We start from the raw sequence: 19,346 nt of genomic DNA, 5'->3' as shown, positions 1-19,346 counted from the left end.
ATTAATTTCCTAATTGCAGTTGATTTCTAACCAGTTCAAAATAATTTCCCTTCTGTTCTACTAATGCTGAATGACTTCCGATTTCGATAATTTTTCCTTTATCTAAAACCACAATCTGATCTGCATTCATAACAGTACTCAATCGATGCGCAATTACGATTACCGTTTTATCTTTGAAAAAAATATCTAATTTTTTCATTATTTCTTTCTCATTATTGGCATCTAATGCAGAAGTAGCCTCATCAAAGAAAAGTATTTCTGGGTTTTTATAAACAGCTCTGGCAATAAGAAGTCGCTGCTTCTGGCCTGTGCTCATTCCAATACCTTCCGCTCCTATTTTAGTATTAAAACCCAACGGCAGACTGCTGATGTATTCTTTAATATTTGCCACATCTGAAGCGTAGATTAATCTTTCTTTATCAATCCTGTCTACTCCAAAAGCAATATTATTAGCAATTGTATCACTAAAAATAAAGCCTTCCTGCATTACAGCACCAATATTTGACCTCCAGGCTTTTTGAGATATATTTTTAAGCTGTGCATTTCCAATTAAAACCTCTCCTTTTTCGGGTTCGTAAAATTTCAAAAGCAGTTTCATCAGGGTTGTTTTACCGCTTCCGCTGACACCCACAATTGCAGTTACTTTATTGGCCGGGATGATTAAACTTAAATTATCCAATACTGGAATATCCGACCCTAAATAACGATACGAAAGATTTTTAATCTCAATATCAACATCATTCGGCACTTCAGTTGTCTGGTGCACTTCCTGCTGCAGTTCATCTTCTTTTTGATGAATCTCGGATAATCTGGCAAGTGAAATTTTAGCATCCTGCAATTCTCTAACAAATTCTATTAACTGAGTAATTGGGCCATTTAAATTTCCAACAATAGCGCTTATCGCGAGCATCATCCCTAATGTAATGGATCCATCAATTACAAGTTTTGCAGAAAGAAGAATTATAAAAATGTTTTTAAGCTCATTGATAACCGACGAACCGATCGTTTGTGCCTGTTCTAAAACCAGGCCTTTTATTGAAACCCTAAAAAGTCTTGCCTGCACATACTCCCAGCCCCAGCGTTTTTGTTTTTCGGCATTATGAAGCTTTATTTCCTGCATGCCGTTTATCAGCTCCATTACTTTACTCTGTTCGTTTGAAACTTCTGCAAAACGTTTATAATCTAAAACTTCTCTTCTTTTTAGGAACATTGTTATCCATGCAAAATAAAGTACGCTTCCTAAAAAGAAAACTAAGAATATCTGCAGATTGAAATAGGCTAAAACCGCTCCCATTATAAACATATTTATTACAGAAAACAGCACATTAAGAGAGGATGTGGTAAGTATTCTCTCGATACGGCGGTGATCGTTTATTCGCTGCATAATATCTCCTGTCATGCGGACATCAAAATAGGAAATTGGCAGATTCATTAATTTAATAAAGAAATCTGAAATTAACGAAATATTGATTCTCGTTGATAAATGAAGTAAAATCCAGCTTCTAATTAACTCCAAACCAGTCCTTCCTGCAAAAATAAAAAGCATTGCAAAAAGAATTAAATAGATAAAATGAATGTTCTGATTCTGAATCCCGACGTCGACTATACTCTGGGTTAAAAATGGAAAAATAAGCTGCAGCAGACTGCTGGCTACAAGTCCAATTGCAAGCTGTATAAGAAATGATTTGTATTGAAATAAATATTTAAAAAGAAATTTAAATCCTAAACCGGAATTTTCTTCTTTGTCAAAATCAGATTGAAAAAAGTTTGGTGTCGCTTCGATCAGTAATGCAATTCCTTCCTTCGTCTCATCGCCTGCGTTATTACCAATCCAGAACTTAACAAAATCTTCTTTGTTATATTCTAAAAGTCCAAAAGCGGGGTCGGATATATAGTATTTACCTTTTTTTATTTTGTAAAGAACAACATAATGATCTTTATTCCAATGCAGAATACATGGCAGCGGAGCTTCTTCTATTCTCTTTACAGACAATTTAACCCCTAAAGTCCTAAAACCGATTTTCTCGGCAGCGTCACTCAAAAAAAGCAAATTACTTCCTTCACGAGTTGTTTCGCTAAAATCTCTCAACTCCTGAATATTGATTGTCTTACCGTAATATTTAGCTATTATCTTTAAACATGTCGGCCCGCAATCTTTATGATCGGCTTGTCTGTAATGAGTGAATTTTTTCAATTTCAATTTGATTTATTCAAGGCCAATTTAAGAAAAAAAATTCTTGTTAATCCATAAAAAAACAGAGAAGATATAAATCTTCTCTGTTTGGGTATTTAAAAACAAAATTACCAGTAACACAATTTCTTTAGGACATGGCCGCGGTTTACCCTAACCAATTAAAATTAACACAGCGGCCAACTCCTAAGAATCCCAGTACCAATCATCAATACTGAGAATTTGCTCAATGTTCCACGATCGAGCGCCTATACATTCAAAAAAAACATGACTAAATTCTAAATAAGGCTATATCGTATTACTTCTAAAAAAGTTAAAAAAATCAACAACAAAGACGACTTGTATCGCAAATACCTGATGTGGTATTTAAAGGACAAGTTTCGTCTGATGAAATTAAAATGCATCCAGCTTCTAAGGCATAAATCCAGCACTCAGGAATTCCTCCTCTCATGGTTTTCTGCTCATTTTTATTAATACTTTGAGCACCGTTCAGATTTAAAATTTTCTTTAACATCTTTAATCTCATTTTTAATAGTAACAGAGTTTTTTGGTCTCTGTTACTATTTAAATATTCAAATTAGCAAGCATAATATTTTTCGTCAGCAGGATTATTACAATTTGGTTCTAGTGCATATTCACCTGCCAAAATGTTTTTCTGCTCTTTTTTTGTCAGCTTTTTAGTTTCTTTACTTTTTAAAATCTTTTCTAACATAATTGGTTATTTACGTTTTCTGGGTATAAGCCTCAAATCTGTAAAAAACTTGATGCTTAAAAATTTCCTTAACAGCTTCCGACATAATTATTTGGCACACAATCCCAATATGATGATACTGTTCCAAATTCTGTACATCTTTTAGCTTTAAATCCATCATCACAAATAGGAGCGTTACTTCCGTTTATTGTTTTTTGCTCATTAGCAGATAATTCTACTGCACCTTTCAACTTCAAAATATTCTTTAACATAACTGCAGGTTTTAGGGGTTATTATTTCTATTTAAACAGTTTAAATTCTGTTTTCACTTTATGCTGTTTTTTCTAAAATTTGAACTTCATCGACAAAATCGTTCAAGAAGTATTTTAACTCATTCAGCTCATATTCATTTGGAAATAACCTTTCGTTTACAATTTTAACTGGTGTGTAATTAAAATTATTCATTGAACACCAATCATATTGTTTTTGAATTTCCTGACTAATCATCATACTCACTGACTCAACAGACCATTTTTTAAGCCATTTTTTATGAACCATTCTCTTAATGTACCAATCAGAAATTGCCTCTACTGTTTTTCCAGGCGTTGTTCTATTAATAGTTAAAAGTCTTTCAACAACTGCCTTATAAGGATTGTCGTTGTTTTCTGGATTAATATTAAAAAGAACGTTCAAATATATTTTATCTGGAAACTTCAATACTAAATCAAAAGCTTCTTGAAAAGTTTTATAACAGTGTCCGCAGCTTGGGCTTAGTATAATAGAAAGCTTTACGGCTGCATTTTTATTTCCAAAGTTCAACCCTCTTAAATCTTCAAATCCTTTTGTGTATTTTACTTTCTTAGACAAGAAGTTTAATAAAGAATAATTTCTTTTGAACTTTTTAAGTTCTTTTAATGAACTTTCATTATCAAGCATTTTTCTAATCATCACTTTAACTGCTGCCCAAATCGGGATTAAAAGCAATAAAGAAAATACATAAGGAAAAATAGCACTTAAACTAAAGCTCAATGTAAATAGGTCTGATGAAAACCATAAAACACTTTGAACTACAATTAAAAATGATACTGCTAAACACATAACACACCATTTTTGAATTTCAAATTTCTGAATCCAAATAGAACAAACTACTACTGGAATTGCCAACAGACTTAAAAACCCAACAAAAACTGCTGAACTCAATGGCTGTACCAAAATTGCAATAATGCTTGAACTAAAGAAAAGCAATGGTAAATCTGAAAAACTCAACCATCTATTTGCTATATCGTCATTGAAACTAATTACTGAGTGACAAGAAGAGTTAGAACTTAAATTACAAAATTTTGAAATTACAGTGTTTTTAACACCCCATTTCTCCTGAACAATAAATATGCTCACGATTAAACCCAAAATTGATGTTACTAAAAAAATAGTACTAAATAAATCAAAGCCGTTATAGAAAAAAGATAATCCTGTAAGAAGGGCAAGAGGCAAAAAATATTTTAACCAATTATATTCTACTTTTAAATTATCTCTCGAAACTACATTATTTGGCTCAATAGCAACAATTACTCCATTCCAGTCCAAAAGAAATTTATCATAAGATAACTTTTGAGTTCCTTTTTTGTTAGTCGTAATTCGAACACCACTTTTAGTCTTTTCAACCAATATCAATTCATCTTTAAAATACGCCAAAAAATTAGACGGTAAATCTACAATTTGCTCTTTCGAAACTCTTACTGCTGCATTCTCTACAGAAAGCAAATCGAATGAATCTGTAATCGCAAATAAACTCGGATAATTGGGATGAGACAAAAACAGATCCTTGAACTCATTTTTTATATCTGAGTATCGATTAATTTGTAGAAATTTTTGGACCAGTTTCAACATCGCTTTTGATCGTTTTTAAATCATAATTACACTGCAAATATTGTAGTTTTTATTGATAAAAATCGCATGCATATATACAATTTATTAATTATACCACATACAATTTATAAATTATACCAAGTATAGTACACAACATAAATTACTGTAAAACAATATATTATGATTGATTATCTAGTATAAAAAGCTCAGAAAGGCTATTTTCGATTAACGGCTTTACTTTTTGCCTAGTTTTGGAAAAGCAATAATCTAAATACCGAAAAACATGAAAAACATGGTATCAAAATCGAATGGTTTTGAAGAAGAAAAAACAAAATAGAAGAGATTAAAATGACTCAAAAAAAGTCTAAAATCAACCTCAAATTCGCAGCAAAAATCCCCCCAAAAAAGCAATGCTTAAAAATAATTTGACAAGATTTAACTTATAAATAAAGTTCAATTTTATTGCTTTTTTTAAGTAAAATAACAACCCAAAATTCTTAACGTAAACCAATTTTTAGCGCTTTTTCATCGCAATATGACAAAATTGCTTAAAAATTTTATGAAAGATTAATCGTATTAAATTTAAATCCAAAAAAAATTAAAAGACATGAAAAATTCAGCATTCACATTAGAAAATTTTGAAACAGAAACAATTTCTAAACAACAACAGCAAGCTATTAAAGGCGGAGGTAATGACAGCCAAACACCACCACCTACTGACACAAACAATCCTGTAAAAGGTACTGGAGGAAACGGAAATGGTTAATTCTTTCTACAAAATTAAAACACATAGTAAATAGTATAAAAAGCAATCCAAAAAAAAAGAAACATGAAAAATAATTCACTGAAAATCAAAGATTTTGAAATAGAAAAAATAAGCACAGAAGCACAAAAAGTTATAAAAGGCGGTGATGGAGAATCTGTGGATCCGCAGAACAATCCAGCTAAAGGTACTGGAGGAAACGGAAATGGTTAACTCTCATTTATAATAGTGTAAATAATAATTAAAAAACATACGACATGAAAAATATAAAATTGGCAATTAAAGATTTTCAATTAGAAAAAATAAATAAAGAAGCTCAAAAAGTTATAAAAGGAGGTGATGGAGAAGATGTCGATCCGCAGAACAATCCAGCTAAAGGTACTGGAGGAAACGGAAATGGTTAACCCTCATTTATAATAGTGTAAATAATAATTAAAAAACATACGACATGAAAAATATAAAATTGACATTTGAAGACTTTCAATTAGAAAAAATAAATAAAGAAGCTCAAAAAGTTATCCGAGGCGGTGATGGAGAAGATGTTGATCCAAAAAACAATCCTGCTAAAGGTACTGGAGGAAACGGAAATGGTTAATAGTACAGCTTTAAATATTGTTCGCAAATTGAGCTGGAGATACTCCAGTTCTTTTGCGAAACGATTTTGCAAATGAAACCGCATTCTTAAACCCAACACTTTCTGCAATTGCCTGTGTTGAATATTTACGATATAAGTGGTTTGTAATCATTTGATTAATAACATAATTAATTTTTAACTCATTAGAATATTCTCCAAAAGATTTACCAAATCGTTTATTTACAACATAAGACAAATAAGTTGTATTAGTTTTGATTTTTTTGGCAACATAAGACAATGTAAAATCAGGATTTAGGTATTCTAATTTTTCTTCTAATGCTAATAATTTTTCTACAATTTTATTTTCTTTAGCTTCATCAATACTAAGGTTTGCATTTTCCTTTTTAAGTAATGTATCTTCTAGTTCTGGAGTTTCAACAAGTATATTTTGTTCTGCAGCTGCTTTTTCGATTTCAGCTTTTTCAATTTCTTTTTTCTCCAGATTAGCTTTAAATTCTTCAATTAAAGCATTCATTTTTTTCTGTGCTTTATTTTTGTCCCGAATATTTTTAATTAGGAAAAACACAATTCCAACAACTAGAATAACATATAAAACTTTAAGGGCTTTATTCCATAAAACCTCGTACTTATACTTTTCTTGAATGCTTATCATCTCATCGCTAAGATTCGCCGTACCCAGTTTGTAATTGACTTCTAAAGCTTCTTCTCTTAATTCTCCTTCGTACTTTTCATAAGAATCTAAATACATTTTAGAATATTTGAAAGCTAATTCGGGTTCATTTTTTGCACTATAAATTTTAGCCTGAAGATAATTGGACTGAAAAGAAATTCTATCTGTTTTTTTTTCTTTAACAGACATAGAATCAACCTTCTTTAAAAATACCAAAGCTTTATCATAATTTTTTAATGAATGATAAAGGTCTCCTAAATTATAATTTGCAATCCTATAATAATAATCATCATTATTTTGCTTAGCATACATCGAAATATCGAAGTAGGTTCTTTCTGCATTTTTAAAATCTTTTTTGTATAGATAAATATTTCCTAAACTAAGAGTAGAAGTAATTTTATTGTCTAAATAATTTTGCGAATAATTGATTGCTCTTTTATAAAAGTATTCGGCAGAATCTAATAAAAATAATTTACCTCGAGCTTTCATGAAATAGCCTTCATAGACATTTCCTAAATTGGTATAAATATTACTTTTACTATTTTGAAATTGATCTTTTTCGTATAGACTTTCATTTTTATCTAAAAAAATACTATTCTGCCTTAGATTTCTAATAGCAAGTTCATAATTCCCTACTTCTTCATTAACTAAAGCTATATTGCTTTTAAACTTAACGATCTGTATAACATCCAATGTTTTGGTAGAAAGTTTTATTCCTTCCTGGTAATTACTTAAAGCATTACTGAAATTTTTTCTTTTCCATTCCGTTAATCCTCTATAATTATATAGGTATGCCCGAAGATTTATTTTTTGAACAGATTCGGGAATTCTATTATAATATTCTAGTGCTTTTTTATACCATTCATCACACTTAGCTCTATTGTTCTTTAGTTGATATAAATAAGATCCTGATCCATAAGCAAAAGCTAAATGTTCATTATTACTAGATTTTTGTAATTCAGCAGCATACTTAAGTCCTTCATCAAAATTACCGTTCATGCTGAAACGAATTTTATCCTGCAATTCTAAATACTCTTGTTCAGTAAGCTCTTTTTGAGGTTGAGCCACAGTAGTATTAAGTATCAATAAAAATAAAAAAGAGATGATCAGCCTCATTTAATTAGTTTTTGGTATTCAAAAATAGTCTATAAATTATCAATAAACTACAATTAATTTGCCAAATTCCTATTAATTTTATTTTTGGCTTAAAAAAATATAACAATTTAAGCGTTATTTGTTATATTTTTATTGCGTAAATTTGTTTAAGTAAAATTAAAAAACATGAAACCAGACTTATTTCAATCTCCAGATTATTATAACCTAGATGATTTACTAACCGACGAACATAAATTAGTTCGAGAATCTGCTCGTGCATGGGTAAAAAAGGAAGTTTCTCCTATAATAGAAGAATATGCTCAAAAAGCAGAATTTCCTAAACAAATTATTAAAGGACTTGGAGAAATTGGCGGTTTCGGACCTTATATTCCTGTAGAATATGGCGGAGCGGGATTAGATCAAATCTCTTACGGCTTAATCATGCAGGAAATTGAAAGAGGCGATTCTGGCGTAAGATCTACCTCATCTGTTCAATCTTCTTTAGTAATGTATCCTATTTGGAAATATGGTAATGAAGAACAGCGAATGAAATACCTTCCGAAGCTAGCTACTGGTGAATTTATAGGATGTTTTGGTTTGACCGAACCAGATCACGGCTCTGATCCTGGAAGTATGATTACCAATTTTAAAGACATGGGAGATCATTATCTTCTAAATGGTGCCAAAATGTGGATATCAAATGCGCCTTTTGCTGATATTGCTATTGTTTGGGCAAAAAATGAAGAAGGAAGAATTCATGGTTTAATTGTAGAACGAGGAATGGAAGGTTTTACAACTCCAGAAACGCATAATAAATGGTCGCTTCGTGCATCTGCAACTGGAGAGTTGATTTTTGATAACGTAAAAGTTCCTAAAGAAAATCTTTTACCTAATAAATCTGGTTTAGGAGCTCCGCTTGGCTGTTTAGATTCAGCTCGTTACGGAATTGCCTGGGGAGCAATAGGAGCGGCGATGGACTGTTACGATACGGCATTAAGATATTCTAAAGAAAGAATTCAGTTTGGAAAACCAATTGGAGGTACTCAATTACAGCAAAAGAAATTAGCCGAAATGATTACTGAAATCACAAAAGCGCAATTATTAACCTGGCGTTTAGGTGTTTTAAGAAATGAAGGAAAAGCTACTACAGCACAAATTTCGATGGCAAAACGTAATAATGTAAACATGGCAATTACCATTGCAAGAGAAGCTAGACAAATGCTTGGAGGTATGGGAATCACTGGCGAATACTCTATTATGCGTCACATGATGAACCTTGAAAGTGTAATTACTTATGAAGGAACTCATGACATCCATTTACTAATAACTGGAATGGATGTGACTGGAATTCCAGCATTTAAATAGTAGACAACTATTAAAATATATACAAAATCGATCTAAAAAGCTTCTTCTAACAAAGAAGCTTTTTATCTTTGCACCAAAATTTTTTCCAAAAATGAATATTGAAGCAATAAACAAAAGCATACAACCACAAAAAGACCAACTGTTAAAACATTCTTTATATAATAAGATTCAGAACATAGATGACTTACATAGTTTTTTAGAAAGTCATGTTTTTGCTGTTTGGGATTTTATGTCGTTATTGAAAGCTTTACAAGCCAAACTTACCTGCACAACAACGCCTTGGTTTGCTACTAAAAATCCAGAAACTCGTTATTTAATCAATGAAATTGTTCTTGCCGAAGAAACAGATTTAACACTTGACGGAAGAAGACAAAGTCACTACGAAATGTATTTGGAAGCAATGGAAGCTTGTGGCGCTGACACAACTGGTATTTTAAATTTCCTATCAGAAGTAAGTTCGCTTCACAATATATTTGTTGCTATTAAACAAAGTCAGCTGCACCCGAATGTGAAAGCTTTCTTAGATTTTACTTTCAGAGTTATTGAAGAAGGAAAACCACACCAAATTGCCGCTGCATTTACTTTTGGAAGAGAAGATTTGATTCCGAGTATGTTTACCGAAATCCTAAAAAATTTCCAAAAGAATCTTCCCGAAGTTGATTTGACAAAATTGCTTTACTATTTTGAAAGACATATCGAGCTGGATGCCGACGAACACGGACCAATGGCCATGCAGATGATTACAGAATTATGCGAAGACGATGCTCAAAAATGGAAAGAAGTAGAAGAAGTTTCTATTCTAGCCTTAGAAAGACGTATCGGACTTTGGAATGCAATTGAAGAAGATATTGTGATGAAAACCGAAATGGTTTAATAAATCCAAACCCGCATATTTAACGTAACTATTTGTTTAAAACGACCTCAAGATTTAAATTTAAACAAATTATGAAACCACATTTTAAACAAATAGTTACCATTATACTTTCAGTATTTCTTCTGAGCTGCAGCTCATCAGAAGAATCTGCTCCTATCACAACTACACCGCCAGTTGTAACCCCTCCCAAAACCCCAGAGCCACCAATTGCGAGTTCGATCAATTATTTAGCATTAGGCGACAGTTACACAATCGGGCAGAGTGTTTGTGCTACATGTCGTTTTCCAGAACAATTAAAGACCAGTTTAAACGCGATGTATTCCAGTACAATTTCGCTAAAAATAATTGCTACAACAGGCTGGACAACATCCAATTTACTTTCAGCAATAAACACACAAAATCCAGAAGCCAATTACGATTTGGTGACGCTTTTAATTGGTGTAAACAATCAATATCAACACAGAAATTTTTCGGTTTACGAAAAAGAATTTCCAGAATTGGTAACCAAAGCAATCATGCTTGCCAAAGGTGACCGAAAAAATGTTGTCGTCATTTCTATTCCAGATTATGCATATACACCTTACGGAAAAAGTCTCGCCGGTGATCAAACCTCAACGATTTCTGCCGAAATTGACCAATACAATTCTTTTGCCGAGAAATATTGTGCCAATAATCAAGTGGCTTTTGTTTCCATTACAGACATTACACGACAAGGACTCAACAGTCCCAATCTTGTTGCTTCAGATGGTTTACACCCTTCAGAATCAGCCTATAAATTATTTGTGGACAAAATGATGCCGGAGGTAAAAAAAGCTTTGCAGAATTAATATTTTTATTTCCAGAAGCAGAAAATTCATTTTCATTACACCTTTAGTCCCGCTATTCACTATATCTTTTGCGGCGAACCCCGCCGCAAAAGGATATCGTTTCTATCGGGGCTAGATTAGATACTAAAAGTTTTTCAAGAAAAATATCCCTAATTTTGCTAAACTCATAATTACTTGCAAAATGACATTTCAATTTGCATTCAAATCAATTAGAGTTATGCAGATTTCGCCATCAAAAGAATTATCACCTTATATCAAACATTATCTGTTTTTAGATAATGCAGAAACTGCTGTCCAAAAGTTTCGTTTGTTTTCTGATGGTAATACTGGTATTGTATTTTCTGTAAAAAGTAAACTCATTTCTGAAATCGGCAAAGTAAAAGATTATTTACCAGCTTCATTTTTGTATGGACAGCTTAACGGTTTTAAAGATCTATATTCTGAGAATAAAATAACATTAATAATTGTCGTTTTTCAACCCAACGGAATTCATCAATTATTAGGAATTCCTGCCCATGAATTTCACGATTCTATTATTCCGGTAGAAGATGTGTTTGACCAAAAAATTATTGAGCTCCAAGAAAAATTATTAGAACAAAATAATCAGGCTCGTGTTAATCTTTTAAATCATTTCTTCAGATCAATCATTGCTTCTAAACCGTCTTCAAATCAGTTCCTAATAAATGGTTCCCTAAATTTTATCATTGACAAAAAAGGTCTCTTTTCTATAAAAGAATTGGTTGAATATATTGGGTATACCGAAAGACATTTGGAAAGAAAATTCAAAGAATGCATTGGATTAAATCCGAAGAAATTTGGGAATGTTATACGAATCCATCATTTTTTGAAATTATTAAAAAACAAACCTGACGACACCAATCTAACCACAATTTGTTATGATGCTGGATTTTCAGATCAGTCGCATTTAATAAAAGAATTTAGAAAACATACTGGAATTACTCCAACGGAATATGTCTGCACCACGGGAAAACTAACCAACAATCTTATAAAAAGATTTCCCGCATCAACATTCTAAAATGTCGGTTTTATACAATTTATAACGTATTGCTCACACTAATTTTGACCCTAATTAATAGTGAAAAATATGAAAAATCTAAAAATAGCTACAGCTCAATTTGAAAACAAAAGCGGCAATAAAAACTATAATTTATCTGTAATTGAAAAGCTTTCGAAAAAGGCATCTGAAGAAGGCTGCGATGTAATTTCGTTTCACGAATGTTCAATAACAGGATATACATTCGCAAGAAATCTATCCAAAGAGCAAATGCTAGACTTGGCAGAATTAATTCCGAGCGGCGAAAGCATTTTAAAATTGACTCAAATTGCTAAAAACAACAACATTGTAATATTGGCAGGGCTTTTTGAGAAAGATGAAAATGATAATTTATTCAAAGCCTATGCATGTGTTGATAAAAATGGTCTAGTTGCCAAATATCGAAAATTACATCCTTTTATAAATCCATATTTAACCGCTGGAGATCGTTATTGTGTTTTTGAAATTGCAGGATGGAAATGCGGTATCTTAATTTGTTACGACAATAATATTATAGAAAATGTCCGCGCCACAAAGCTTCTAGGAGCCGATATTATTTTTATGCCTCATGTAACAATGTGCACACCTTCTACCCGACCGGGCGCTGGTTTTGTTGCTCCGCAGCTTTGGGAAAACCGAGAAGCTGATCCAACATCGTTACGATTAGAATTTGATGGGATGAAAGGCCGTGACTGGCTTATGAAATGGCTTCCGGCAAGAGCTTATGACAATGCGGTTTATACCATATTTTCAAACCCGATTGGTATGGATGACGACCAGCTCAAAAATGGCTGTTCTATGATTATTGATCCGTTTGGAGATATATTGGCAGAATGCAGAACTTTTGATGATTCTTTTGCAACTGCTATAATTACTCCCGAAAAATGCATTCAAGCAGGAGGAAATCGTTATATAAAAGCTAGAAGACCAGAATTGTACAAAGAAATTATTGGACAAGATCACAATTCTGAACAAAATGTCGTTTGGTTAAACCCTGATAAAAAAAGCATAAATTAAACATTTCACCCGTATAAAGCTGTTGAAAGATTTATCTTTGAAGATTCATTAATTTACAGAATTAGCCCAATAATGGAATTTTTTAAAACTACAACTCAAGATATCGACGCTGTTTTCGATATTTACAATCAAGCTACATCGTATCAAAAAACAGTCAATAATAAAAGCTGGAGAGGTTTTGAAAGAGCATTAATAGAAAAAGAAATTGCCGAAAATCGTCATTTTGTAATCAAAGAAGGAGATGAAGTTGCTTGTACATTTGTAATTACTTTTAATGATGAAATTATTTGGAAAGAAGCTAGCAAAGATCCTGCGGTATATTTGCATCGTATTGCTACGAATCCAAAATTCAGAGGGCAGTCGTATGTCAAAAAAATTATAGAATGGACTAAGGAATATGCCAAAGAAAATGGTAAAGAATACATTCGTCTTGACACACACAGCGGAAACGAAAGAATAAATAAGTATTACACCAGCTGTGGTTTTACATACAAAGGAATCAGCACCATAGAATGGACCAATGAATTACCAGAACATTACAAAGAAGGTTCTTTTAGTTTGTTTGAGATTAAGGTTTAAATTTATTTTTTAGATTTCCAGATAAATCCATCCAGCAGATAATGCGTAAACTGCGGAACACTCAACAACGGAACTAATAAAATCTGCCAACTCGAAAAATCAAAATTGGTTATGTTTATGTTTTCATTCCAAACAAAAAGTTCCCAAAGAAATTCTTCTGAAAAGGCAATTAAAACTAAGATACCAACGTAAACAAGAATGCCTTTATATTGTTTTAAAAAAGACAGACGACCCAATTCTGATTTAGATTTACCGTCAATTTCTTTAAAATAAATCAAAGCCATATATGGAATTCCGTGCGAAACGACGTTTAATAAAGTAAAAATCAAATCGTCATTAAAATACACTATTCCGAAATACCAAGAAAGTGCTGTACCTAGAATAATGCTGTTTTTCGGAATATTAAAAAAGTGATTTCGAATTGATTTTATGGCAGTATAAAAGACATACAAAATCAAAATTCCGATATAAATCCAAAATAGGATTTCTAAGATTGTTTGGCTTTCAAACCTAAAAAATTCATTTTCTACAAACCAGTTAAACTTTCGCTTAGACGAAAAAAACCAATACAACATTGGATATCCAGTTGAAGCATAAATCGCCAGATTATCAATCCAAACCGATATTTTAGTTTTGGTTTCTTTTCTGGCGTACAATCTCATAAAACCATACTGCTGTCTGATAAAATGAAAGACAGCAACATAAGCCAAAAACGACCAGAAAACTAAACTGCCAAAAGAAAAAAGTACAATTCCTGTCAAAAAACAAATAATCGGTAAAAGAATCAATCTTTGTTTTTGTTTCTTGAATTCATCGGCAGCAAAATAGGTTTTGAATAATGTTGCATAAACGTGTGCTACATCAATAAAAACAATTAAAAAAAGCCAAGTATAAAAAGAATAATTTTCTTCAATTCTGGTAATATAACCTTGAAAAATAAAAATTATGGCCAGCACAAAAAATGACGGACCTATAATGAATGCTAAATCTGTTTTTGCTTTATGAATCCACGGTTGTTCCATCTAAAATCTCATTTACAACATTAATTCCTTGGTGAAAAGCTTCTTCAAAAATCGAAATTCCTGATAAATCGCTATGTGCAAAATAAACAGCATTCTGAATATTCTGTTTGGCTAGTTTCTTCGATTCTCCAAAAATAAACCCCGGCGCAGGCGAAATCATGCCGTGCCCTAATAGAAAAACTTCAATGTCTTCTGTATATTCTTCAATATCAGGATGCGCAATTTTTAAATCATTCAAAACAAACTGTTTCCAATATTCTTTGTCTTTTTTATACAGCTCTTTTCTCGTTTTTCTTAAATCTGCAGAAGAAAAACTAAAGTAATACGTAATTACTTTTTTCTCCTGAACCTGATTTAAATTCTGATGCTGATCGTAAACATAACCCAAACCTTTGGAACCGTAAATTACATTATCCCAAGCCAGTGGAAAACTGAAATTATCGGGCAAATCCTCTACAACCAAAGTTGCTAAAAGCCAAGGCGTGTAATGAAAATCTTTGGTAAACGTTTTTCTGTCCTTGATCAAATATTGATTTACAAATTGCGGAGAAGCCATTATTACTTTATTGGCAATGATTTCAACAGCTGTTTTGCTGACATCATCAAAAGCTTTTGCAATTACTTTGTTGTTTTCGATTTTTACTTCATAAACCAAATGGCTTTTTAAAGCTTTATCGTTTGTATACTTTTTTAAATGATTGGCAAGACGCGAATTTCCCTCTGGCCAAGTTAAAACGCTGTCGTGTTTTTCGGCTGTGCTGTCTTGTTTTCTTCCTGCAAAATAATGAATCCCTGCCCAAGCCGAAACAAATTCAATTCCTAAACCAAAGTCATCTTTACAGCAGTAATCGATATAATTGAATAAAGGTTCAGAGGTAAAATGATTATCTTTAAACCATTTCTTCATTGTAATTTTATCTAAAGCTCTCGTCTTTTCATCTGACGATGAAAGATAAAGCGGAATATCAAATAAGTATTTCTGATCTTGTCCTTTTGCTGTTCTAAAAATATCCATTTCTTTGAAGAATTTCTGAAACTCCAAGTCATCAGAAACCATGTTTCCCTCTTTTGGAACAACGCCTTCCTGCCAATTATTTTTATAAAACAAACGCTCGTCTGGTGCAAAAGTCAATTGTAATTCGTCGAAAACAGGAAAACCTTTTGGATCGTAACCCAGAATTATTTTTTCTTCTTCGAGAAAACCAAGCAATTCTTTATCTTGAAAATTAGGGAGCGGCAGATAATGCGCACCCAAAGGATATTTGGAATATTTGTTTTCTCCGTTTGAAGAATTTCCTCCCAAATGATTATCTAATTCTACGATTAAAAAATCTGTTATTCCTCTTTTTTGAAATTGGCGTGCTGCACTTAAGCCAGCAATACCTCCTCCGACAATTAGATACGGAATCTCAACTTGTCTGGTTGGTTTAGGAAAATCTTTGATCCACAAACGATGTCCGAGCAAATGTTTGGTGCCGGATAAACGAATCATTAGTACCGCAATTTTATTAGAACAAAACTGCAGAAACGGAATCAGCAGCAACGAGGCGCCGACACCTTTTATAAAATTCCTTCTGGATTTATTGCAGTTTTCCCCACTCTTCATCAAAATAGCGTACTAAAATCTGGTTATCTAAACGATTGATTTCGATTTGATTTGAAATCATATCGTTGCTAAAATAATTAAAACGGTCAAACTGGTAATTGTAAAATTTTAGTCCGTCAGCTTTTCGGTTTACGGTATTAAAAGTTGTTCCAAAACCATTTATGGCAATGGTATAACCCCACTCTCCAAACGACGGAACATAGGCATGATATGCATCGACCTGCGGAAAAACCTGCATTACCGTTTTATTGATACACCAAAAAGATTTTGGCGCAAAATAAGGTGAAGTAGTTTGTATAACAACCGCAGCGTCTGGCTGCAAAATGGTTTTTATGGTTTGATAGAAATTAAGCGAGTACAATTTCCCTAAACTATAATTGGACGGATCTGGAAAATCGATTATCACAGCATCGAATTTCTCTTTACAGCTTTTAGCCCAGATATAAGCATCGGTATTGATAACGGTAACCTTAGAATTATTAAGTGAATTTTTATTGAAATTGGTCAAGACTGTATTAGTTTTAAACAACTTTGTCATTCCTTCATCCAAATCAACCAAAGTCACTTTTTGCACCTCTTTGTATTTCAATATTTCGCGAACTGCCAAACCGTCTCCACCTCCCAACACCAAAACGTTTTTTACACTTTTTGCCATCGACATAACGGGATGAACCAAAGCTTCGTGATAACGATATTCGTCTGCCGAACTGAATTGCAGGTTATTATTTAAATAAAGCCTATAATCGCTTTTATTGTGCGTTAAAACAATACGCTGATAAGGTGTCGAATTGGTATAAATAATATTTTCTCCGTACAATTTCCCTTCTGAATAAGCTAGAATATCATTCGAAAAAACAAAAACAGTCAGCAATAATAAAAATGAAAAAACGGCTTTTGCACGCAGTAAAGCAGGTTTCTTTAGTTCTCTTTTCAATAAAAAACATAAAGCAATAGCAATACTTACGTTAATCATTCCGAAGAAAAGAGAGGTTCCCATAATTCCCAATTTTGGCACTAAAACCAACGGAAATAAAATTGAAGCTAATAATGCTCCGATATAATCAAATGTAAAAACATTCGAAACCAAATCTTTAAACTCGACTCTGTCTTTTAAAATATTCATTAAAAGCGGAATCTCTAAACCAACCAAAAATCCGGTTACGAAAACAAATAAATATAAGATGAATTGAAAAGAGCCCACACTTTCAAACAGTAAAAACAAAACTACCGAACTCAGACCTCCAATAAGTCCAACCAGTATTTCTATTTCTACAAAAGTGTTAAGCAGATTCTTGTGAAAAAACTTTGAAAAAAAAGAACCTATACCCATAGAAAACAGGTACACGCCAATAATAAATGAAAACTGTTTTACCGAATCGCCTAATAAATAACTCGCCAGAGTTCCTGCAACCAACTCATAGATAAGTCCGCAGGTGGCAATTATAAATACGGCAAAGAGTAAAAGAAATTCAAACCTAAGAAACTTTTTACCCATGAATTGCGGCGCTAATAATCATTGAAATTCCAATGATAAATGCTGCTAAAACAATGGCAACAGCAATATTATTCTTTTCTACAACTTCTTTCCAAGTATTTTCTGGAGTAAGTTTTTCAATAATATAATAACCGATTAATAAAATGATAATGCCTAAAAAAGAATAAATAATTGAATTTACTATTGGTTGCGCGTGAATTAATTCCATATTGTTTGAGTTTTTATTTGTGGTAAAAATGATTATAAGAAGAACGGCTTCCTGTTGGTTTGTAATTTTCTGTGGTTTCGCAGTCGCAGATTCTATTTCCTGCTAGAGCAAAATAAATATAAACTCCAAAGCAAAAGAATCCAATTGCTAATGGCGCCCAATTATTGATAAAGAAATCTGAAATTCTTTTCATATTATTATTCGTAAGTCGAGTAGGAACTGTCTGACCATCTCTGTTTTTCAAATTGATTTTTAAAATATCGTATTACGAAATAAATCACAACCATACCGATGATAACCAGCCATAGATTTCTATTCGAAGGCTGATTCCAAACCACATTAACATTCATTTCACTATTATTAGCATCTTCAGGAGCTTTCATTGGTGTTATTAGAAGATGGTATTTACCTGCTTTTACGCCACAGATATTAAACTTCTCAGACTGACTCCCTTCTGTCCAAGATTCTCCATCAGAATAACCGTAATAGTATTCTATATCTTTGTTGGCATAAATCTCGTCGCCATTATCTTCATTAATTAAAGCAACATTCAAATTTGCCCATGAATTATTAACCCCTGTTGAAACCTTAATCGTCATAGGAGCAGAAGCACCATTGAGCACAAAAGATGGACTGGTAATTTCTTTATTATCAAATTCGCTAAATTTAATAGCACTATTGAAAACATTTTGCTCCACCTGATCTTTATAAATATACCAGTTTGCCATTATAATCAATAAGGCGAAAAGACAGAAAATAATGGCTGTATTTCTAAGGTCAAAGCGAGATGGCTGAATCATATTAACACCAGACTGATATGGCATTGTTCTTTTTGGAAAAGCTTTCTGAATGACACTTTTGCTCACATATTCACCATAATATGCCGTTTGTACGTTATTCATCTTTTCAACAGAAATGATATTAGGCGGATTTATAAATTCAGCAAGATGAATTAATTTGTTTTGAGGAAGTTCAAAATCAAAAAAACCTTGTGCATCTATAATCTCAGCATCCGAATGTTCAAACAGATCATAATCTACATCATCATGCTTTAGAACTTTAACACCTTTTTTTAGTTCTTCAATACTTTCCATTTCGGTAAGCATCATCCAATGTCCATTAGAAACAGAAAGATATAGAAATTCTTTAGCGTCATTCTGTAGAATAAACTCTGTCCATGTATAATTAGGATGTACATTTTTCCTTAATAAGCCTGTAACTTTGTATTCACTCCCTTTCAGAAATCCTACATCACCAATTTCTAGCGGATAATCTCTGAGAACGTTTCTATATTTGGATCTTCTCCGAAACTTTCCCTCTTTGTCAATAGCATATAAACTCTGACATTTCGGACAGACAAAATTGATTACTTCAAAACCAACCTCTAATTCGGTTTCTGTATTACAATCGTAACAAGGAATCTTCATA

At 32.4% G+C, this 19,346-nt stretch carries 22 protein-coding genes; 10 read left to right on the top strand and 12 right to left on the bottom strand.

Going from position 1 to position 19,346, the window contains the following annotated elements; translation table 11 throughout:
- Position 1 precedes the first annotated feature (1 nt).
- The 5 genes from EDB96_RS02265 to EDB96_RS02250 all read right to left on the bottom strand — a co-directional run bounded on the left by EDB96_RS02265 (position 2) and on the right by EDB96_RS02250 (position 4,694).
- Positions 2 to 2,194 (bottom strand): peptidase domain-containing ABC transporter, encoded by a 2,193-nt coding sequence (locus EDB96_RS02265; RefSeq protein ID WP_057115997.1) that lies wholly within the window; start codon positions 2,192 to 2,194, stop codon positions 2 to 4.
- Positions 2,195 to 2,513: 319 nt separating this feature from the next.
- On the bottom strand, positions 2,514 to 2,717 hold the full coding sequence (locus EDB96_RS02260) for a hypothetical protein (protein WP_128414932.1): 204 nt from the start codon (positions 2,715 to 2,717) through the stop codon (positions 2,514 to 2,516).
- Between the two features lie 51 nt (positions 2,718 to 2,768).
- A complete protein-coding gene (locus EDB96_RS21240) occupies positions 2,769 to 2,903 on the bottom strand; it encodes a hypothetical protein (protein WP_262487361.1) in 135 nt (44 codons plus the stop codon).
- 68 nt (positions 2,904 to 2,971) lie between these two features.
- Entirely contained in the window at positions 2,972 to 3,154 is a 183-nt protein-coding gene (locus EDB96_RS02255; RefSeq protein WP_057115824.1) for a hypothetical protein, read from the bottom strand.
- A gap of 58 nt (positions 3,155 to 3,212) precedes the next feature.
- Entirely contained in the window at positions 3,213 to 4,694 is a 1,482-nt protein-coding gene (locus EDB96_RS02250; protein ID WP_243839299.1) for a vitamin K epoxide reductase family protein, read from the bottom strand.
- 661 nt (positions 4,695 to 5,355) lie between these two features.
- Between EDB96_RS02250 and EDB96_RS02245 the strand changes: the two genes are divergently transcribed.
- From EDB96_RS02245 to EDB96_RS02240, 4 genes are all read left to right on the top strand, one after another.
- The gene (locus EDB96_RS02245; RefSeq protein ID WP_128414931.1) at positions 5,356 to 5,514 is read left to right on the top strand and encodes an rSAM-modified peptide; all 159 of its coding nucleotides are present in this window, start codon (positions 5,356 to 5,358) and stop codon (positions 5,512 to 5,514) included.
- Positions 5,515 to 5,577: 63 nt separating this feature from the next.
- The gene (locus EDB96_RS20990; RefSeq protein WP_166669260.1) at positions 5,578 to 5,724 is read left to right on the top strand and encodes a hypothetical protein; all 147 of its coding nucleotides are present in this window, start codon (positions 5,578 to 5,580) and stop codon (positions 5,722 to 5,724) included.
- A 44-nt stretch (positions 5,725 to 5,768) separates the two neighbouring features.
- The gene (locus EDB96_RS20985; protein ID WP_157848499.1) at positions 5,769 to 5,915 is read left to right on the top strand and encodes a hypothetical protein; all 147 of its coding nucleotides are present in this window, start codon (positions 5,769 to 5,771) and stop codon (positions 5,913 to 5,915) included.
- A 44-nt stretch (positions 5,916 to 5,959) separates the two neighbouring features.
- Positions 5,960 to 6,106: an rSAM-modified peptide gene (locus EDB96_RS02240; protein WP_128414930.1), complete on the top strand. Its 147-nt coding sequence runs from the start codon at positions 5,960 to 5,962 to the stop codon at positions 6,104 to 6,106.
- A gap of 10 nt (positions 6,107 to 6,116) precedes the next feature.
- Here EDB96_RS02240 and EDB96_RS02235 read toward each other — a convergent pair whose 3' ends face one another.
- A complete protein-coding gene (locus EDB96_RS02235; RefSeq protein ID WP_134139024.1) occupies positions 6,117 to 7,892 on the bottom strand; it encodes a helix-turn-helix domain-containing protein in 1,776 nt (591 codons plus the stop codon).
- A 165-nt stretch (positions 7,893 to 8,057) separates the two neighbouring features.
- Here EDB96_RS02235 and EDB96_RS02230 point away from each other — a divergent pair, with 165 nt between their 5' ends.
- The 6 genes from EDB96_RS02230 (at position 8,058) to EDB96_RS02205 (ending at position 13,587) form a co-directional block, all read left to right on the top strand.
- Positions 8,058 to 9,236 carry an acyl-CoA dehydrogenase family protein gene (locus EDB96_RS02230; protein ID WP_057115817.1) on the top strand — a complete coding sequence of 393 codons (1,179 nt, stop codon included), beginning with the start codon at positions 8,058 to 8,060 and terminating at the stop codon, positions 9,234 to 9,236.
- A gap of 91 nt (positions 9,237 to 9,327) precedes the next feature.
- Positions 9,328 to 10,110: a DUF3050 domain-containing protein gene (locus tag EDB96_RS02225; RefSeq protein ID WP_057115815.1), complete on the top strand. Its 783-nt coding sequence runs from the start codon at positions 9,328 to 9,330 to the stop codon at positions 10,108 to 10,110.
- 71 nt (positions 10,111 to 10,181) lie between these two features.
- A complete protein-coding gene (locus EDB96_RS02220) occupies positions 10,182 to 10,937 on the top strand; it encodes an SGNH/GDSL hydrolase family protein (protein ID WP_134139022.1) in 756 nt (251 codons plus the stop codon).
- 181 nt (positions 10,938 to 11,118) lie between these two features.
- On the top strand, positions 11,119 to 11,973 hold the full coding sequence (locus tag EDB96_RS02215; RefSeq protein ID WP_243839298.1) for a helix-turn-helix domain-containing protein: 855 nt from the start codon (positions 11,119 to 11,121) through the stop codon (positions 11,971 to 11,973).
- Positions 11,974 to 12,042: 69 nt separating this feature from the next.
- A complete protein-coding gene (locus EDB96_RS02210) occupies positions 12,043 to 13,008 on the top strand; it encodes a nitrilase family protein (RefSeq protein WP_134139021.1) in 966 nt (321 codons plus the stop codon).
- A gap of 72 nt (positions 13,009 to 13,080) precedes the next feature.
- Positions 13,081 to 13,587 carry a GNAT family N-acetyltransferase gene (locus EDB96_RS02205; protein WP_057115809.1) on the top strand — a complete coding sequence of 169 codons (507 nt, stop codon included), beginning with the start codon at positions 13,081 to 13,083 and terminating at the stop codon, positions 13,585 to 13,587.
- 2 nt (positions 13,588 to 13,589) lie between these two features.
- On the opposite strand, the gene EDB96_RS02200 is transcribed toward EDB96_RS02205, so the two are convergent.
- The 6 genes from EDB96_RS02200 to EDB96_RS02175 all read right to left on the bottom strand — a co-directional run bounded on the left by EDB96_RS02200 (position 13,590) and on the right by EDB96_RS02175 (position 19,345).
- Entirely contained in the window at positions 13,590 to 14,609 is a 1,020-nt protein-coding gene (locus tag EDB96_RS02200; protein ID WP_134139019.1) for a hypothetical protein, read from the bottom strand.
- Positions 14,587 to 16,101, bottom strand: a complete 1,515-nt coding sequence (locus EDB96_RS02195) for an NAD(P)/FAD-dependent oxidoreductase (protein ID WP_243839297.1) — start codon at positions 16,099 to 16,101, stop codon at positions 14,587 to 14,589. The genes EDB96_RS02200 and EDB96_RS02195 overlap by 23 nt, the downstream gene beginning before the upstream one ends.
- Positions 16,102 to 16,189: 88 nt before the next feature.
- Entirely contained in the window at positions 16,190 to 17,710 is a 1,521-nt protein-coding gene (locus EDB96_RS02190) for a polyamine aminopropyltransferase (RefSeq protein WP_134139017.1), read from the bottom strand.
- Entirely contained in the window at positions 17,703 to 17,918 is a 216-nt protein-coding gene (locus tag EDB96_RS02185; protein WP_057115800.1) for a DUF350 domain-containing protein, read from the bottom strand. Before EDB96_RS02185 ends, EDB96_RS02190 begins: the two co-directional genes overlap by 8 nt.
- 13 nt (positions 17,919 to 17,931) lie before the next feature.
- On the bottom strand, positions 17,932 to 18,111 hold the full coding sequence (locus EDB96_RS02180; RefSeq protein WP_057115798.1) for a hypothetical protein: 180 nt from the start codon (positions 18,109 to 18,111) through the stop codon (positions 17,932 to 17,934).
- Positions 18,112 to 18,115: 4 nt separating this feature from the next.
- Entirely contained in the window at positions 18,116 to 19,345 is a 1,230-nt protein-coding gene (locus tag EDB96_RS02175; RefSeq protein WP_057115796.1) for a DUF4178 domain-containing protein, read from the bottom strand.
- Position 19,346 lies beyond the last annotated feature (1 nt).

It is taken from the genome of Flavobacterium sp. S87F.05.LMB.W.Kidney.N (genome assembly GCF_004366435.1).
In the GTDB taxonomy this organism is placed as follows: domain Bacteria; phylum Bacteroidota; class Bacteroidia; order Flavobacteriales; family Flavobacteriaceae; genus Flavobacterium.
This window is presented reverse-complemented; position numbering and strand designations above follow the sequence as displayed.